The organism is Rahnella woolbedingensis, assembly GCF_003602095.1.
Classification (GTDB): domain Bacteria; phylum Pseudomonadota; class Gammaproteobacteria; order Enterobacterales; family Enterobacteriaceae; genus Rahnella; species Rahnella woolbedingensis.
Map to the genome: position 1 here is coordinate 18,363 of NZ_RAHH01000034.1, position 15,901 is coordinate 34,263.

Consider the following 15,901-nt stretch of genomic DNA (forward strand, 5'->3'; position numbering starts at 1 on the left):
ACCTTAAATGGAGTAAAAGTTTCAATCATCATTATTTAATGTCGGGGGAGTGAACAGGAGATGTCTGTCCATAAATAGACAAGGAACAATATTGAAAGGAGATATCAGGAGGAATAACGACGTCATTAGCCTCAGAGGCTGACACGGGTTCTAAGAATTGACGGGCTCTGCATCAGAATGCTTTAGGTAACACGCGAAGAATGGAGATCAACTTACCGTTTTCGATTTTTATATATTCCCCCTGTCGTAATTCAGCCAGGATTTTCATCACGCCGCTTCTCGCCAGATTGCTGCGTGCCAGAATAAAAGCCGGAACATTAATATTCGCACGAATTTCAGCAGGCTCCCTTTCCAGCTCAAGTAAAAAGGCACGCACAATTTCATACGCTGATTTATTGATCAGCATATTGGTTCTGTAGGCGTGATAATCGTTGAAGTAGGTCTGACAGGTCAGCAATTCTTCGAGGAGCTGGTGTTCCATGATGATCTTCACCACAGCGGATAAAGACAGGCTTTCTAAAATACAGCCCGGATGGCACACAAACTTGTACATGTTGTACCGGTAGGGGGAACCTTGCATACCAAAAATCGTCGGCGCAGAGGCCGTTGCAAACAGCAGTTGATCGGAATTGCGGTATACGTCCACAAGGCCTTCCAGAACGAGGATGACCTGCAATTCCCCCTGCGAATTGTGAAGTTTAAATTCGCTTTCGCTATCACGGAGCAGCAAAGGGGTAGATTCATTCCTGAAATACTGAATCAATGTTTCAATGGATTTTAGTGGTTTCGCCATCGGAATATTTTCTGAATTTGGGACCCTGCAATTTTCAGCTTCATCATTCATATCAGTGCTCTGCTCTGCCCTTCAGCTTTGGACGTTGAGTATAACTGAACGGCCGGAAGTCAGGGATTTAATCTTTCTCCTATTTCAAAATTAGCGATCCTGTAACGAAGTGAGAATATCTTCTTTTAAAATTACGTTAATTGTGGCGAAAGCTTTCTTAACAAAGAATTAGCAATTAAAGCTAAAGACACTCACATAAAAAGGTGTTTATTAACCTTGTGCCGCTAAATTTGTCAGGCGAACTCTTTCCCATTAATTCACGGTACAACGAACAACCCGATTCAATCATGAGGAACAACTCCATGAAAGGCTTAGTAAATGATGTTTTATCCATTTTTTATCCGAAGTCTGTGAAACCTGTTCTGATCCGCAGTGGATTATCACATCGTGAAATAGCCTCCCTGCAAGCCGTTGGGGTGACGACGGTTTCCTGGGCGACGTCCATGGAAGAACTCAACACTGCGATTGTGAAAAAAGCGTTAGATGCCGGTGCCGTTGGCTACCATATTACCAACGTGGAATCACACAAGCCGGGTAAGGAAGAACAACATGTCATGGCGGCCACCGCCACGTTTTATCATATCAATCATAAAGTGGCCTATGACTGATGTTTTCTGACAGTATTGATGGAATGCGAAAAGCCGCACACCTCTATGGTCTGCGGCTTTTTTATTGAATTCGCCTTTATTTATGCGCCAGCTGCCGACAACTCATCGTTGAACTCCCATAGTCTGTGCATACATCGGACGACTCATTCTCCCGATCCCCAATAAAAAACCCCACATTCACCTTTCGGTAGATATGGGGTTTTCAGCAATCGCTTAACGTAAAACCAAATTACATCTGGATCAGATTTTTGATTTTCACGTCTGGATTGGTATCAGCAGCGTAATCCACGCCGTTCAGGCCGAAGCCAAACAGACGCATGAATTCACTTTTGTAACCGGCGAAATCCGTCAGTTCAGCGATATTATCGTTGGTGACTTCATCCCACAGTTTACCGACTTCTTCCTGCACTTCTGGCGCGATCTCTTTCAGGTCAGCGCGCAGACGGCCTTCGTTATCCACCAGCGGCTCAGCGCCGTACAGGCTGTCTTTGTACAGACCGTAGACCTGCTCGATACAACCCTCATGAGTGCCTTTCTCTTTCATCACTTTGAACAGCAGTGACAAGTACAGTGGCATTACTGGAATTGCAGAACTCGCCTGAGTCACCACGGCTTTCAGTACGGAAACACGTGCGTCACCGCCCTGAGTGGCCAGTGAGCTGCGGATATCCAGAACACGCTTGTCCAGATCCTTCTTCGCTTCACCGATTGAACCGTTCCAGTAGATGTCCTGCGTCACTTCTTCACCCAGGTAGGTGAAAGCAGTGGTTTTCGCGCCTTCAGCCAGCACACCGGCGGCTTTCAGGTCATCAATCCACATCTGCCAGTCTTCGCCACCCATCACTGCCACAGTACCGGCGATTTCTTCAGGAGAAGCCGGTTCCAGCGTAGTTTCATTGATGATTTCTTTATCGGTATTGATGCCACGGATTGTGACTTGCTTACCGATTGGTTTCAGGGTGGAGTTGAACACTTCACCGGTTTTCGGATGGGTACGGCGCGGTGCTGCCAGGCTGTATACCACCAGATCAACCTGACCCAAATCTTGTTTGATAAGCTCAATGGTCTTTTGCTTCACTTCATCAGAGAACGCGTCGCCGTTGATGCTTTTTGCGTACAGGCCTTTTGCTTCTGCAAATTCTTCGAATGCAGCGGAGTTATACCAGCCCGCAGTCGCGGTTTTGGATTCATCGCCTGCACGTTCGAAGAAAATGCCCAGGGTTGCGGCGTCAGAACCAAAAGCAGCAGAGATGCGGGCAGCGAGGCCGTAACCGGTTGAAGCGCCGATCACCAGAACTTTTTTCGGACCGCCGTCGATTTTGCCTTGTGCGGTAACGTAGTCGATTTGTTCTTTTACGTTCGCCTTGCAACCTTCCGGATGGGCAGTAACACAGATAAAGCCACGGATGCGTGGTTTGATAATCATATAGACCTCATTGCAACTGTCTCAGTAATTAGGCCGATAGAATATAGGTTTGCGCCGTTTCAGGCAAAACCTGACGCTCTGTCGCCCGGTAAACAGACTTCTCTGATGACAAAACAGACTCTTTTTCAGCAGAAAGGATAAAAAATAGGCCGCTGCCCCGTGAAGTGTAATGCAGTTCCGGCGCAAGGGTTCATTCAGGCTTCACGCATTCCAAAAGTATGACGACGGCAGACCGGACACTTATCTTCCCGTAATGACCAGGCGTGAAAATCGCGGTGACATATCCGGCATCGCACCTGTTCCACACCATAAACTGTCGGGGCAGTGCTTCCGGCTTCGTGCGCCACAATCGCCTTCTCAAAGCATACGGCCTCACAATTCCCGCAGCCGGTGCATTTTATCGGGTTCAGCATAAGTTCCGAATTTTCGAGCCGGATGGCCTTTTCGGGACAAACGCGGACACAGGCGCCGCAAAGCGAGCAACGGTCTTTGTCGAGATCAGGACGATATTCGCTGATCTGAGTGAAAAGAGCGCGTCTGGCCCGGCCTCCCGCGGCCACACTGCCCGAAGCGCACCCTGCTTTTTTGAGCTGTAGCCACCGGCGGCGTGAACCGTTCAGCGCATCCGGGCAAGGTGGGAGAACACTCCAAAGCGGCTCGCACATCTCTTTTAAGCGGATGTTGAGGACCGCGATGGCCTGAAACCAGGCTGATGCGCTGTCCGGCTCCATTTCCACATAGCGGATACCATATTCGCTGTGCCACATCAGCAACTCTTCTGTGCAGGGCACAATGGCACTGAGCGGCATCACCAGCCGGTCACCGCGATAAGGCCTTTGTACCGTGGCAATGCCCTCCACGGCACCGGTCGGGCAGTTGAAAAAACAATACCCGCAGCCAATACAGGCCTGCGGGTTAATCGCAATCATGCCGGTTGCGCTCAGCGTCACCGCCCCCGTAGGACAGGCATCCACACAGGCCGTGCAGCGGCTGTTTTTCACCGTATTACGTACACATGCCTGTCCGGCACCGGTAAAGCGCGGACAGGCATCAGGTGAAAATACCTCCATCAGTAGATACTGAAGAAGCTAAAACGCAGCAGGATTTCGGCAAGCAACACCAGAGCACCGCCAGTGAGCAATAATCGCCGCCCGATGCGATGGGTTTGCAGGCTGCACGCCGTGATACCCGCACCGAGGGTCAGGATCACCCACGCGATAAGCCGCAACGTATCTGACTGCACAAAAGCAACCATTGGCTGATGTGGGAAGGTCATGACATAAGGGTTCACACCGTTCAGATACTCAATATATACCGGCTGTTCCAGCAGGCGTACCAGGGTGACAGCAATCAGTATGCCACCGCTGATGACGGCCAGATTTCTGGCCAGTCGCCATGGCAGCCACGGGCAGCGCGAAATGCGCCACAACCCGGCAATTGCGCCCAGACTCAGCGCAGTACCATAAAACATCACGTAAGTATTGATGTGCATCCAGGTCACAACCGAAGCATGAACATAAATCGCGCTCATGCAGAAGAGATCAACCAGACCTAAAAACGAAGCGAGCAGCAGAAGCGAAGTTACGATGCGTTTTGATACCAGCGCAATCAGCGTTGTCAGCCCCAGAATACCCAGATAGAGACTGGCGAAGACAATTTCCCTGCTAAGCCATGAGCTGCTGATATGGCTCAGCGCATAGAACGCATTCAGCGGATACCCCAGATGCGCAGTCGACACCATCAGTCCCAGCGCTCCGGCGACAAAAGCCAGCAACATCGCCGGTGTGGCGACGCGCCATTTTTCCTGCATATTCAGACTGTCAGCTGCATACATCAGCGTAAACGTGGTGAAGAGTGTGCTGCCCACGGAAAGCTGGATCAGCAGCGTAAAGATGATCAGTGGCCATTCCTGCATGATTATTGACTCCCTTTTTCTGCACCCTGGTGCGGTTTGATGACCAGATTAGGGTGAGTCAGCGCAGAATCTGGCAGCCCCTGAACATCGCAAAGACTGCCGTACTTCGCCCGTAGTTCATCAACCGGACCAAACTTAATGGCTCCCAGAGGACAGGTCGCGACACAAACGGGCTGCTCCCCGACGGCTTGTAAATCAATACAGAAATCGCATTTCGACATCTGTCCGGTTTGTGCATTCAGCTGAGGCGCGCCGTAGGGGCATGACCACGCACAATATCCGCAGCCGACACATTTATCGGTGTTCACCCGCACGATGCCATCACCAGGACGTTTATGCATGGCCGTCGTCGGGCAGTTTTTGGTGCACACCGGATCTTTGCAGTGGTTACAGGAAATCGACAGCGTGTAGGCATACACGTTGTTAGCCATTCCTCCCTGCCCTGTGGGGATGAAACCGCCACCTTTGACTTCATAAATGCGGCGAAAACGTCTTCCCACTTCAAGATTGTTTTTATCTTTGCAGGCCACCTGACAGGCTTTACAGCCAGAGCAGCGGGAGGAATCGATAAAGAAGCCGAGCTGACGATCGCTGACCGGTGGATAATCAATAAACTGGCTCATGCCTTAACAACCTCCACAAGCATAGTTTGATGGGAATTCCCTTTCGCCAGCGCGGTAATGCGCGCCGAACTGAGTACGTTGGCGCAACCGCCGTAATCCACGCCGCTGGCATCGGGCTGCCACCAGGCACCGGCCTGCATTGCTACCACGCCGGGCATAATCCGCTGGGTCACTTCCGCCGGAATTTGCGTCACACCACGGTTGTTGTGAATGCGCACGCTGTCGCCCTGCACAATACCGCGACGTTCGGCATCCGCCGGATTAATCCAGAGTTTTTGCGTCTGAACTTCCTGCAACCAGGGGTTGGTATACTGCGTGGAGCTCGCACGGTTTTTGCCTTTCCAGGTAATCAGCTGCAACGGATATTCTTTCGCCAGCGGATCTTCTGGCCCTTCGTGGGCAGGCACATAGTGCGAAAGCGCCGGAATTTCAGGATGATGCATGTCATAAAGCCTGCGGGAGAAAATCTCAATTTTTCCGGAAGGTGTCTGGAAAGGATGGTTTTTCGGATCGCGGATATTGTCTTCAAATGCCACAAACGGCGCGCTTTTGAAAAGATGGCGGCGCGTGACCTGCAATTCTTCAAATGTGGGCAGTTTTTCATCCGGCATCGCGCGACGGGTATTTTCCCAGATGTGAGCAATCCACTCTTTTTCTGTGCGTCCCTGACTGAATTCCTGTTCGATTCCCAGTTTCGCGGCCACCTCGCGCAACCAGTCGTAATCCGACCGGCTTTCAAATGGCGGTTCAATCAGTTTTTCGGACAACATCAGGTAATTGCCTGTCCCCCAGGTTTCCCCGATATTCCAGCGTTCCATAAAGCTGGTTTCCGGCAGCAGAAGATCCACATATCTGGCGCTTGGCGTGAGGTAAAGATCGCTGGCTACGATAAATTCGATTTTCGATTCATCTTCCAGGACTTTGACGGCCTGATGAATATCCGGGTTCTGGTTAGCCAGATAATTGCCCGCCAGAGAAAAAAGCATACGGATATTGCTGTCGAGCTTTTCACCGCCGGTCAGCCCGTCCTGCGGCCTGACCTGACTCGCGTCATCAGCTGCCTGCACCCAGTTCATCACCGAGATTTTTTGCTTCACCGGATTGTCCGGCATTTCCGGGCCAGTCGTGAATTTACGATTGCCGATACCGCCGTAACCGCCCGCCCAACCGCCTTTGATCCCCACATTACCGGTGATGGTTGCCAGCAACGTCGAGCCGCGCGCAGTGCGTTCGCCACAGTTATGCCGCTGCGGGCCCCAACCCTGGATCAGCGCCGCAGGTTTGGTCATGGCGTAATCTCTTGCCAGTTGACGGATGGTCTGAGCCGGAACATGCGTAATAACTTCGGCCCATTCCGGTGTTTTCTTCACGCCGTCTTTAGCCCCGGTCAGATACGCCACCAGCGACTCGTTCGCCGGAACGCCTTCAGGCATTGAGCTTTCATCAAAACCCAGCGTGTACCGTTCAATGAAGGTTTTATCATGCAGATTTTCTGTGATGATGACGTACATCATCGCATCCATCAGCGCGTTATCCGTGGAAGGGCGCAATGGGATCCACTCATCTGCCAGCGAGGACGCGGTGTCTGAATAACGCGGATCCACTACGATGAAACGCGTTCCGTTTTGTTTCATCTGCTGGAAATAGTGGTTGGTGTGACCAAAAATCGTCTCAGTCGGATTATGTCCCCACAAGATAACCAGCGGCGTATCGGTCAGCGTATCCAGCGAGTTGCCGCTCGCCGCCACGCCGTAGGTGTATGGCGTTGCCGCTGCAGTGTTGCCCATACTGACGGAATGGTAGTAACTGAGATGACCGCCGGTCAGATTCAGTAACCGGCGCGCCATGGTATCGCCGGAGAAAGTGCCGCCGCTGACGGCGGTTCCTACGTGCACATAACGCGATGCCGGACCGTATTTATCAGTGATGCGTTGCAGATTGTCAGCAATGAGCGTCGTCGCCTCATCCCAGCTGATCCGGACAAATTTGCCTTCACCACGTTTGCCTACGCGTTTCATCGGATACTTAAGGCGATCTGGGTGGTAGACGAATTTACGGTAACTCCGGCCACGGACACAGGCACGCATCACTGGCATTGCAGGATCAAGTTCTGCATCCGGCAGAGTCGTAATCTGAATCACCGCGCCATCCTGCACATGCGCCCGAATATCACATTTTCCGCCACAGTCGAACGTGCTGCACGTCGGTACCACGCTGACCACAGGCGTAGCTAATGGCGAAGGGGTAACGGATGATTTACCGGCAGCGTGACTGAATTTGAATCCGACCAGGGGAAGCGCAGCCACCATGCTGCTGACCTTGACGAAATCACGCCGGGTAATCTTCGGAGCATTGTCACATTTATCATTACTTTTCATAACATTGGCTCAAAAAGAAAACGATCATCCCATACTTAACTCAAATTCTTCCTTGTGGGATATCAAGCCAGCTCACGGCGCTACCCACTTTTGGGTAATAACATTCGTCACGTCACCTTTTTCTGCCGGTACACATTTTTGAAGATAATTCTTTAAATCTTAACAATCGTAACCGTGAATATTTCGTCACAAACAGGCGACATTTTTCCCGGCGAATTCCCGTCGATGGTTCTCCGTTTTCATTCATTTCGCCTCTTTCCTTTCAAAATCCTCATTTTGCATTAGATTTATAGAGTGTGATCTAAATCACACAATAACCATAATAAAAGCAATGATTAGGGAGCGTCTGTGACTGATAAATTAAGAAGCGGGGATCAGGATGTGAAAGCAAAAGCCTCACAGCCGACCGAACCGCTGGTAAAAGTAATCGCCTTTATTGCCACCTTGGGTGGTTTACTGTTTGGCTACGATACCGGGGTGATTGCCGGTGCTCTGCTGTTTATGAAGCACGATTTGCATCTGACATCGTTAACCACGGGGATGGTCACCAGTTTTCTGATCCTGGGTTCGGCTGTTGGTGCTATCTGCGCAGGTCGTGTGGCTGACAGGTTCGGGCGTAAGAAAATAATTCTGGTGATGGCGGTAATATTTATGGCCGGTTCACTCGGCTGCGCGACCGCGCCCAATGTGGAGATGATGATTTTCTTCCGCTTTATCCTCGGTCTGGCGGTTGGCGGAGCGGCAGCGATTGTGCCGATTTATATCGCGGAAATCGTGCCCTCTCATCGCCGCTGGCAGTTCGTCACACTACAGGAACTGATGATCGTCTCCGGTCAGCTGATTGCCTACACCAGTAATGCGGCGATCAATGAAGTCTGGGGCGGCGAAACTACCTGGCGCTGGATGCTGGGCGTCGCCTGTGTACCGGCGGTGATTTTGTGGGTCGGGATGCTGTTCCTGCCTGACACACCGCGCTGGTATGCCATGCAGGGTCGCTATCGTGAAGCGCGTGACGTTTTGGAACGTACACGTAAAGCCAGCCGGGTAGAGAAAGAACTGAGCGAAATACGCAGTTCCATGAGCTCTAAAAGTGAGAAACATTCCCGCCGCCAGAAGACGATTTCCGTCTGGATGAAACGCCTGGTGTTTCTGGGGATTGGTATCGCCATGCTGCAGCAACTTTCCGGCGTGAACACCATCATGTTCTACGCGCCGACCATGTTGCAGGCCACCGGGCTGAGCACCAACGCTTCGCTGCTTGCCACCATCGCCAATGGCGTCATCTCGGTGATCATGACCTTTGTCGGCATTATGTTACTCAGCCGTTTTGGCCGTCGTCCGCTGCTGCTGACCGGTCAGATTGGCTGTACGCTGACGCTTCTCGCCATCGGGCTGGTGACCTGGCTGATGCCGGAAACCGTCAATGGTCATCCCGATGCGGTGCGCAGCTATCTGGTTTTAGGCGGTATGCTGATTTTCCTGTGTTTCCAGCAAGGTGCGCTGTCACCGGTGACCTGGCTGCTGCTGTCGGAAATGTTCCCGATGCGTATCCGTGGTATGGCCAACGGAGTATCAGTTTTTGCCATGCAGATGACCAACTTCTCCATCGCCTTTATGTTCCCGATTATGCTTGAGACGTTCGGCCTGACGATGTCGTTCTTCACCTTCGCCGCTATCGGTGTCGCCGGGGGGATATTCGCGATTATCTTTGCGCCCGAAACACAGGGGAAAACGTTAGAACAGATTGAAAAACACTTCAAAAAACGTTTACAGGATGAACCAGCGCCGCAGTAAGCGGGGAGTTAAGTCAGTGACGTCATAATCTTACCGGCCAGGCTTTTGTCTGGCTGATAGAAGGACTGAGGATCAAGTGTCATATTTGACCTTTTAATTCCTGATTTCAACGTGATTATGGCGCAACTGCTTATTTAACACACAAAAGGTTCAAATATGACACTTTACAGCTTATAATGAGAAATCTTGTTTAATTTCTCACCTATCGAGCCACAAAGTGTCATATATGACCCCGAGCAGCGTAGAAGTTTTCCTCTCTCAGCTTTCTGAAAATGAAAGGCGGTTATTCACTGAACGGTTAAGCGCAGTTCAGCGCATCCCCTTTGAACCTTCCGAACTGACGCCTCTCATCATTCAAAAGATGAAACAACAAAACATTACCTATGAAGAACTGGCCCTGCAAATTGGCATATCTTTATCCACTTTTAAAAGAATGATTGCAGACCCTGCGGGCTCGAAAACCCTCAATCTCAATGCATTACTCAAAGAGCTTGGGATAAAAATATGGCTCGAAAAATAGAAGTGTGGCTGTACGGCGAAGCAGCAGGGGTATTAAGTGAGCGTGAGAGCAAGTATGCGTTTTCTTATTACGCCGCATACATGGGGCCAGCCCTCTCACTAAGCATGCCGGTCAGAATTGAGCCTTACCTAAGTCAGGACTTACATCCCTTCTTCAAAGGACTGGCTCCTGAAGGATGGTTACGCAAGCGCTATTCTGAAATCCAGAAAATCGACTCCCGGGACTTATTCGGATTGCTGATGCATAACGGTGATGATTTGCTCGGCGCCGTCGTGATTAAAGAGATGAAATAATGAATTCAGAACACTGCCTGATCAATTTAAGTCGGCTGAAGGGTGCCGAAATTGAGACCGGATACTCCAGGAAAGGCATCAAGTTGTTACTACAAAATCCCAGGGTAATGCCGGATTTACCTTTTACACGCAGACAATTTATTCAGGAACAACCTGAGCGTCAGAAAGGCATGAGCATATCGGGCTATCAACCTAAATTATCATTAGCTATTGAGGATAATGAATTTCGGGTAGAGAGCAACGGCGGGACGTACATTCTGAAACCCTCTCCGGAAGAGTATCCGCATCTCGCCGAAAATGAACACGCGACAATGACAGTAATGGCTCGCCTTAAATTCGTAGTTCCCGCTTTTGGCCTCGTCAGGTTCAGAAAAGAGCAAAAAGACCAACAGGGGGAGCTGGCCTTCGTGATAAGAAGATATGACCGCGGGCAGATGGGTGAAGAGCGAATGCATCAGGAACAGCTCGATGGTGCAATAGGGATCCACGATAAATACGGGGCTATCGACGATAAAAAAGCGGTAAGTTACCAAAGAGCTGCCCGCTTTTTGCTGGATAATCTGGGCAACAATCTGACGAATAAACGCGATATTTTTCTACGTATCGTTTACGCCTATGTGCTTGGCAATAATGATTTTCATCTGCGTAATTTTGGCATTTTGCTCCCCCGGAATGCCCCGCCGTCACTTGCGCCTGTCTATGACTTTATCAGCGTTGTTCCTTATCCTGCAGCCTTTGGTGAATATCTCGCTTTGCCCCTTCTCGAAAGGGAAGAAAACGGTGAGGATATCGCTCCGGGTCTTGACTCATCTTACGGTGAGTACACTGGCGCTGATTTTGTCTCCCTGGGAGAAGGGATCGGGATCCAAAACCAGCTTGCACGAAAATGGTTAGCCAATGTCATCAGGAACCACCGGCTGATTATTGATACTTACAATGAAAGTCATATGCCTGCAGAGCCCCGTGACAAAGTTCTTGAATATGTTTCCCGCAGAATGCATCTGCTGGAAGTTATGGATTTACCCTGACCCACCAGGAAAACACATTCCGACTCCGTTACTCACCCAACTCGATGCACAGGTATTTCATTTCCAGATAATCGTCCATACCGTGACGCGACCCTTCACGCCCCAGACCAGACTGTTTGATCCCGCCGAACGGTGCGACTTCGTTAGAAATCAGGCCAGTATTAATGCCCACCATGCCGTATTCCAGGGCTTCCGGTACTCGCCACTGACGTGTTGCGTCGCGCGTGAAAATATATGCCGCGAGGCCAAACTCTGTGTCATTTGCCATCGCCACAACCTGTGCCTCATCCGTAAAGCTAAATACTGGCGCTACCGGCCCGAAGGTTTCTTCGCGGGCAAATTTCATGGATGACGTGACATTGCCGATAACCGTCGGCTGGAAGAAAGTTCCGCCAAGCTCATGCGGCTGGCCGCCGGTCAGTAACATTGCGCCCTGCGATAACGCCTCTTCTATATGCTCCTGCACTTTACTGACCGCAGCCTGGTCGATAAGCGGCCCCTGCGTCACCCCCGTTTTTGTACCGTCGCCCACGTTGAGCTTTTCCACTTCTTCGACCAGTCTGGCGATAAGCGCCGGATAAATACCCTGCTGGACATAAATCCGGTTAGCGCAAACGCAGGTTTGTCCGCTGTTGCGAAACTTAGAGGCCATGATCCCGGCTACTGCGCGCTCCAGATTGGCGTCATCGAACACGATAAACGGCGCGTTGCCGCCCAGTTCCAGCGAGAGTTTCTTCACCGTCGGCGCACTTTGCGCCATCAGGATGCGCCCCACTTCTGTCGAACCGGTAAAGCTCAGCTTACGCACCACCGGGCTGTCGCACAGCACTTTACCCGTGGCCTGCGCTGAACCGGTGATTACCTGCAATACGCCTGCCGGAATGCCAGCTTCCATCGCCAGTTGCCCGAGCGCTAACGCGCTGAGCGGCGTTTGTTCCGCCGGTTTGACGATCATCGTGCAGCCCGCAGCCAGCGCAGGTGCCGCTTTTCGGGTGATCATCGCTGCCGGGAAATTCCACGGCGTGATGGCCGCGCACACACCAACGGGTTGTTTCAAAACCAGCATACGTTGCGACGCCTGAACCGGAGCCAGTACGCTGCCTTCGACGCGTTTTGCTTCTTCGGCAAACCATTCTATAAAGGAAGCGGCGTAGACAATTTCGCCCCGTGCCTCTGCCAGCGGCTTGCCCTGTTCCGCCGTCAGCAATGCCGCCAGATCGTCGGCGTGTTCCAGCATCAGCTGTGCCCATTTCTGCATCATCGCCGCACGCTGTTTGGCCGTTTTTTCCCTCCAGCCCCGCTGCGCCTGTTCTGCATATACGATGGCCTGCGCCGTTTGCGCGGTGGTGATTTGCGGAACCCGAGCTATCACCTCACCCGTAGCCGGATTGGTCACATCCTCGTATTCACCATTTTCACTGTCATACCATTCGCCATTGATCAGACATTGCTGGCGCAGAAGACATTGATGTTTTAGTCGCATAATTGCCTCAGTCAGCCAGAACGCGGGATAAAATTGCCAGTGCGTCTTTGAACTGGGCATCAGGAATGGTCAGCGGATACAGGAAACGGATCACGTTTCCATGCACGCCACAGCTGAGCATCAGCAAACCGGCATCCAGTGCTTTGCGCATATACTGTTTGGTCAGCTCAGCGGAGGGTTTGCCTGTCGCCGGATCGTTAAATTCAGCAGCCACCATTGAACCGCGGGCGCGAACATCGACCAGCGCCGGACATGTCGCTTTGGCTTTTTCCAGCACTTCCACCAGTTCCGCCCCTAAACGGCTGGCGCGGTCACATAATTCTTCCTCTTCGATGATGTCGAGCACAGCAAGAGCCGAGGCCACCGCCAGCGGATTACCGGCATATGTGCCGCCCAGACCACCCGGCTCAGGCGCATCCATCAGTTCAGCGCGACCTGTCACGCCTGATATTGGGATCCCGCCGCCAAGACTTTTCGCCATCGTTACGATGTCCGGTTTGGCATCAGGGTAATAATCGGAGGCAAACATTTTACCGGTGCGGGCAAAGCCGGTCTGCACTTCGTCAGCAATCATAACGATGCCGTGACGGTCACAAATGTCACGTAAACCCTTCACGAAATCTTCTGGCGCGATGTTGAAACCGCCCTCCCCTTGCACCGGCTCATATAAAATTGCCGCAACCTGCTGTGGGCTGATATCACTGCGGAAAATACGTTCGATGCTCTCGAGCGCCATTTCCGTGGTGACGCCGTGCACGGCATTAGGATATTGCGCATGGAAAACTGAGGCAGGGAAAGGCCCGAAACCCACTTTATAAGGCACTACTTTGCCGGTCAGCGCCATGGTCAGCAATGTGCGCCCATGGAATGCGCCCGAGAAGGTCAGAATGCCAGGGCGACCTGTCGCTGCGCGGGCAATTTTCACCGCGTTTTCGACCGCTTCCGCACCGGTACTGAAGAACGTCGTTTTGGCTTTGCCATTAACCGGAGAAATGGCGTTGATGCGTTCAGCCAGTTCTATAAAGCTGGCGTACGGGACTATCTGGTATGCGGTGTGCGTGAAAAGGTCGAGCTGTTTGCGGATCGCTTCGACAATTTTTGGGTGACGATGCCCCGTGTTTAGTACGGCAATCCCGGCAGTGAAGTCGATGTATTCATGTCCCTGCTCATCCCACAGCGTGGCATTTTCTGCCTTCGCTGCGTAGAAATCACACATGACGCCAACTCCTCGTGGTGTCGCTTCTTTACGACGTTTTTCCAGTTCACTGTGACTCATCTTTCGCTCCTGCCTGAAGGTTGATGTTTTTTGAGATTGCCGGTTGCATGGTGAATAATTTGTCGAAAACGCAATCTGTCCTTGTTTTTTATCCCGTCAGCGGCTCTATAATCCAGAACCAGTTTCGATTATTTTGAGGTACCACTTTTGCGTTCATTGCTTTCCGACCTCATTTCGCAACGTCTGACAGGCCTTTCAGGCAGTTCTGCCGGCACGCTGAATAAGCGGGTTTATCTGGCTTTACAACAGGCTATCTTTGACGGCAGCATCACGCCTGGCAGCCGTTTACCCGCCTCACGTGATCTGGCGAAGGAACTGGATATTTCGCGTAATACGGTGCTGGCCGCCTATGATCAATTACAGGCTGAGGGATATATTCAGACTCGTTGTGGAAGTGGGACCTTCGTCACATCGGATTTACCTAAAGACGGCGTGATTGCTGATAAAACGGCCCGGCACAGTGCACCGGTTCGCAGTCATGCGGTGCTTTCTGATCGCGGCATCCGGTTACTGACGCGTACTGGCGTTGCCGCGCAACAATGGGGCGCATTCATGCCGGGTGTACCCGATGTCACAAAGTTTCCGCATGATATCTGGCGTAAACTACAGAACCGCCTGAGCCGACACCTTCATCCCGAGTTCCTGACTTATTCCCGCCACGGCGGTTGCCCCGAACTGCAACATGCGCTGGCGGATTATCTGCGTATCGCGCGTTCTGTTGATTGCACGGCAGATCAGATTCTGATCACTTCGGGCACACATCAGGCGCTGGATTTGCTGGCTAAAATGCTGTGCGACCCCGGCGATACCGCCTGGATTGAGGAACCCAGCTACTGGGGCATCCGCAATGTACTGACCATCAATGGGGTGGATATTCAGCCGGTGCCGGTGGATGAAAACGGCATGGATCCGCCTGACAATCTGTCTGAGATCTCACAAGATAGCCGCGCGCCGAAACTGATTTGCGTGACACCGTCACATCACTATCCGCTAGGGTCGGTGATGAGCCTGGCACGGCGCCAAAACATTCTGGCTTTAGCCAGTGAGCAAGGCAGTTGGGTTGTTGAAGATGATTACGACAGTGAGTTCCGCTACTCGGGCAGTCCTATACCGGCATTGCAGGGGCTGAGTCGTGATGCGCCGGTGATTTACATCGGTACATTCAGCAAGACGTTATACCCTGCAATGCGCATCAGTTACGTGGTTCTTCCCCGTCCTCTGGCATCACGCTTAAAAATAGCTCACTCGGAGTTATACCGCGGGGGGAACGGGCTGACGCAACTGACGCTTGCCGAATTTATTCGTGAAGGGCATTACGCCGCGCATATCCGCCGGATGCGGTTAATTTATGGCAAACGTAGAAGTGTGCTGATCAGGCTTATTGAACAGGAACTCGGACCCGAATATCTGAATGAAGACAGTAACGCAGGGCTGCATCTCATCCTTTCGCTGCCGGATTTTGTTGACGATGTGGCGCTGAGTGCTGAACTTGAACAGTTGAATATACTTACGCGTCCGCTCTCAGCGTACTATCTTCGCCCTGCCCCGCGCCGTGGATTATTGCTCGGATATGCTTGTGTACCTGAGGAAGAAATAAAACCCGCATTCGGGCATATCGTCGACTCCCTGCGACGCAGGTTGCAATCCGTGGGTTAAGCAGTGGACACGGGAACGCAGTAATCTTATGATTGCGTGATTGCGTGATTGCGTGAT

The 15,901-nt window shown here is 51.7% G+C and carries 14 protein-coding genes; 6 read left to right on the forward strand and 8 right to left on the reverse strand.

Translation table 11 applies throughout. From position 1 onward, the window contains the following. Window positions 1-172 precede the first annotated feature (172 nt). Window positions 173-844, reverse strand: a complete 672-nt coding sequence (locus tag D6C13_RS21935) for a helix-turn-helix domain-containing protein (protein ID WP_120134804.1) — start codon at window positions 842-844, stop codon at window positions 173-175. A 302-nt stretch (window positions 845-1,146) separates the two neighbouring features. Between D6C13_RS21935 and D6C13_RS21940 the strand changes: the two genes are divergently transcribed. Next, the gene (locus D6C13_RS21940) at window positions 1,147-1,452 is read left to right on the forward strand and encodes a YdgH/BhsA/McbA family protein (protein ID WP_120134805.1); all 306 of its coding nucleotides are present in this window, start codon (window positions 1,147-1,149) and stop codon (window positions 1,450-1,452) included. A 229-nt stretch (window positions 1,453-1,681) separates the two neighbouring features. On the opposite strand, the gene fabV is transcribed toward D6C13_RS21940, so the two are convergent. From fabV to D6C13_RS21965, 5 genes are all read right to left on the reverse strand, one after another. Beyond that, a complete protein-coding gene (fabV, locus tag D6C13_RS21945; protein ID WP_120134806.1) occupies window positions 1,682-2,878 on the reverse strand; it encodes an enoyl-ACP reductase FabV in 1,197 nt (398 codons plus the stop codon). Window positions 2,879-3,072: 194 nt separating this feature from the next. After that, a complete protein-coding gene (locus tag D6C13_RS21950) occupies window positions 3,073-3,948 on the reverse strand; it encodes a 4Fe-4S binding protein (protein ID WP_120134807.1) in 876 nt (291 codons plus the stop codon). Continuing rightward, window positions 3,948-4,793 carry a dimethyl sulfoxide reductase anchor subunit family protein gene (locus D6C13_RS21955; RefSeq protein WP_120134808.1) on the reverse strand — a complete coding sequence of 282 codons (846 nt, stop codon included), beginning with the start codon at window positions 4,791-4,793 and terminating at the stop codon, window positions 3,948-3,950. The genes D6C13_RS21950 and D6C13_RS21955 overlap by 1 nt, the downstream gene beginning before the upstream one ends. A 2-nt stretch (window positions 4,794-4,795) precedes the next feature. After that, complete coding sequence (locus D6C13_RS21960) at window positions 4,796-5,416, reverse strand: DMSO/selenate family reductase complex B subunit (protein WP_120134809.1); 621 nt, start codon at window positions 5,414-5,416, stop codon at window positions 4,796-4,798. After that, entirely contained in the window at window positions 5,413-7,794 is a 2,382-nt protein-coding gene (locus D6C13_RS21965) for a DMSO/selenate family reductase complex A subunit (RefSeq protein WP_120134810.1), read from the reverse strand. Before D6C13_RS21965 ends, D6C13_RS21960 begins: the two co-directional genes overlap by 4 nt. Window positions 7,795-8,142: 348 nt before the next feature. Here D6C13_RS21965 and D6C13_RS21970 point away from each other — a divergent pair, with 348 nt between their 5' ends. From D6C13_RS21970 to D6C13_RS21985, 4 genes are all read left to right on the forward strand, one after another. Then, window positions 8,143-9,588 carry a sugar porter family MFS transporter gene (locus tag D6C13_RS21970; RefSeq protein ID WP_120134811.1) on the forward strand — a complete coding sequence of 482 codons (1,446 nt, stop codon included), beginning with the start codon at window positions 8,143-8,145 and terminating at the stop codon, window positions 9,586-9,588. Between the two features lie 226 nt (window positions 9,589-9,814). Next, window positions 9,815-10,108: a helix-turn-helix domain-containing protein gene (locus D6C13_RS25945; RefSeq protein ID WP_244212740.1), complete on the forward strand. Its 294-nt coding sequence runs from the start codon at window positions 9,815-9,817 to the stop codon at window positions 10,106-10,108. Next, a complete protein-coding gene (locus tag D6C13_RS21980) occupies window positions 10,093-10,401 on the forward strand; it encodes a HipA N-terminal domain-containing protein (RefSeq protein ID WP_120134812.1) in 309 nt (102 codons plus the stop codon). The genes D6C13_RS25945 and D6C13_RS21980 overlap by 16 nt, the downstream gene beginning before the upstream one ends. Then, complete coding sequence (locus D6C13_RS21985) at window positions 10,401-11,429, forward strand: type II toxin-antitoxin system HipA family toxin (RefSeq protein WP_120134813.1); 1,029 nt, start codon at window positions 10,401-10,403, stop codon at window positions 11,427-11,429. The genes D6C13_RS21980 and D6C13_RS21985 overlap by 1 nt, the downstream gene beginning before the upstream one ends. A 28-nt stretch (window positions 11,430-11,457) precedes the next feature. Here D6C13_RS21985 and D6C13_RS21990 read toward each other — a convergent pair whose 3' ends face one another. Further along, window positions 11,458-12,912: an NAD-dependent succinate-semialdehyde dehydrogenase gene (locus D6C13_RS21990; RefSeq protein WP_120134814.1), complete on the reverse strand. Its 1,455-nt coding sequence runs from the start codon at window positions 12,910-12,912 to the stop codon at window positions 11,458-11,460. Window positions 12,913-12,919: 7 nt separating this feature from the next. Beyond that, window positions 12,920-14,188 carry a 4-aminobutyrate--2-oxoglutarate transaminase gene (locus D6C13_RS21995; RefSeq protein WP_120134815.1) on the reverse strand — a complete coding sequence of 423 codons (1,269 nt, stop codon included), beginning with the start codon at window positions 14,186-14,188 and terminating at the stop codon, window positions 12,920-12,922. A 147-nt stretch (window positions 14,189-14,335) separates the two neighbouring features. Between D6C13_RS21995 and pdxR the strand changes: the two genes are divergently transcribed. Next, the gene (gene pdxR / locus D6C13_RS22000) at window positions 14,336-15,844 is read left to right on the forward strand and encodes a MocR-like pyridoxine biosynthesis transcription factor PdxR (protein ID WP_120134816.1); all 1,509 of its coding nucleotides are present in this window, start codon (window positions 14,336-14,338) and stop codon (window positions 15,842-15,844) included. The last annotated feature ends 57 nt before the right edge of the window (window positions 15,845-15,901 follow it).

Coding starts and splice junctions, on each gene's coding strand:
- D6C13_RS21995 (WP_120134815.1), bottom strand. CDS start 14,188: ATGAGTCACAGTGAACTGGAAAAACGTCGTAAAGAAGCGACACCACGA.
- D6C13_RS25945 (WP_244212740.1), top strand. CDS start 9,815: ATGACCCCGAGCAGCGTAGAAGTTTTCCTCTCTCAGCTTTCTGAAAAT.
- D6C13_RS21980 (WP_120134812.1), top strand. CDS start 10,093: ATGGCTCGAAAAATAGAAGTGTGGCTGTACGGCGAAGCAGCAGGGGTA.
- D6C13_RS21960 (WP_120134809.1), bottom strand. CDS start 5,416: ATGAGCCAGTTTATTGATTATCCACCGGTCAGCGATCGTCAGCTCGGC.
- fabV (WP_120134806.1), bottom strand. CDS start 2,878: ATGATTATCAAACCACGCATCCGTGGCTTTATCTGTGTTACTGCCCAT.
- D6C13_RS21955 (WP_120134808.1), bottom strand. CDS start 4,793: ATGCAGGAATGGCCACTGATCATCTTTACGCTGCTGATCCAGCTTTCC.
- D6C13_RS21935 (WP_120134804.1), bottom strand. CDS start 844: ATGAATGATGAAGCTGAAAATTGCAGGGTCCCAAATTCAGAAAATATT.
- D6C13_RS21950 (WP_120134807.1), bottom strand. CDS start 3,948: ATGGAGGTATTTTCACCTGATGCCTGTCCGCGCTTTACCGGTGCCGGA.
- D6C13_RS21985 (WP_120134813.1), top strand. CDS start 10,401: ATGAATTCAGAACACTGCCTGATCAATTTAAGTCGGCTGAAGGGTGCC.
- D6C13_RS21940 (WP_120134805.1), top strand. CDS start 1,147: ATGAAAGGCTTAGTAAATGATGTTTTATCCATTTTTTATCCGAAGTCT.
- D6C13_RS21965 (WP_120134810.1), bottom strand. CDS start 7,794: ATGAAAAGTAATGATAAATGTGACAATGCTCCGAAGATTACCCGGCGT.
- D6C13_RS21990 (WP_120134814.1), bottom strand. CDS start 12,912: ATGCGACTAAAACATCAATGTCTTCTGCGCCAGCAATGTCTGATCAAT.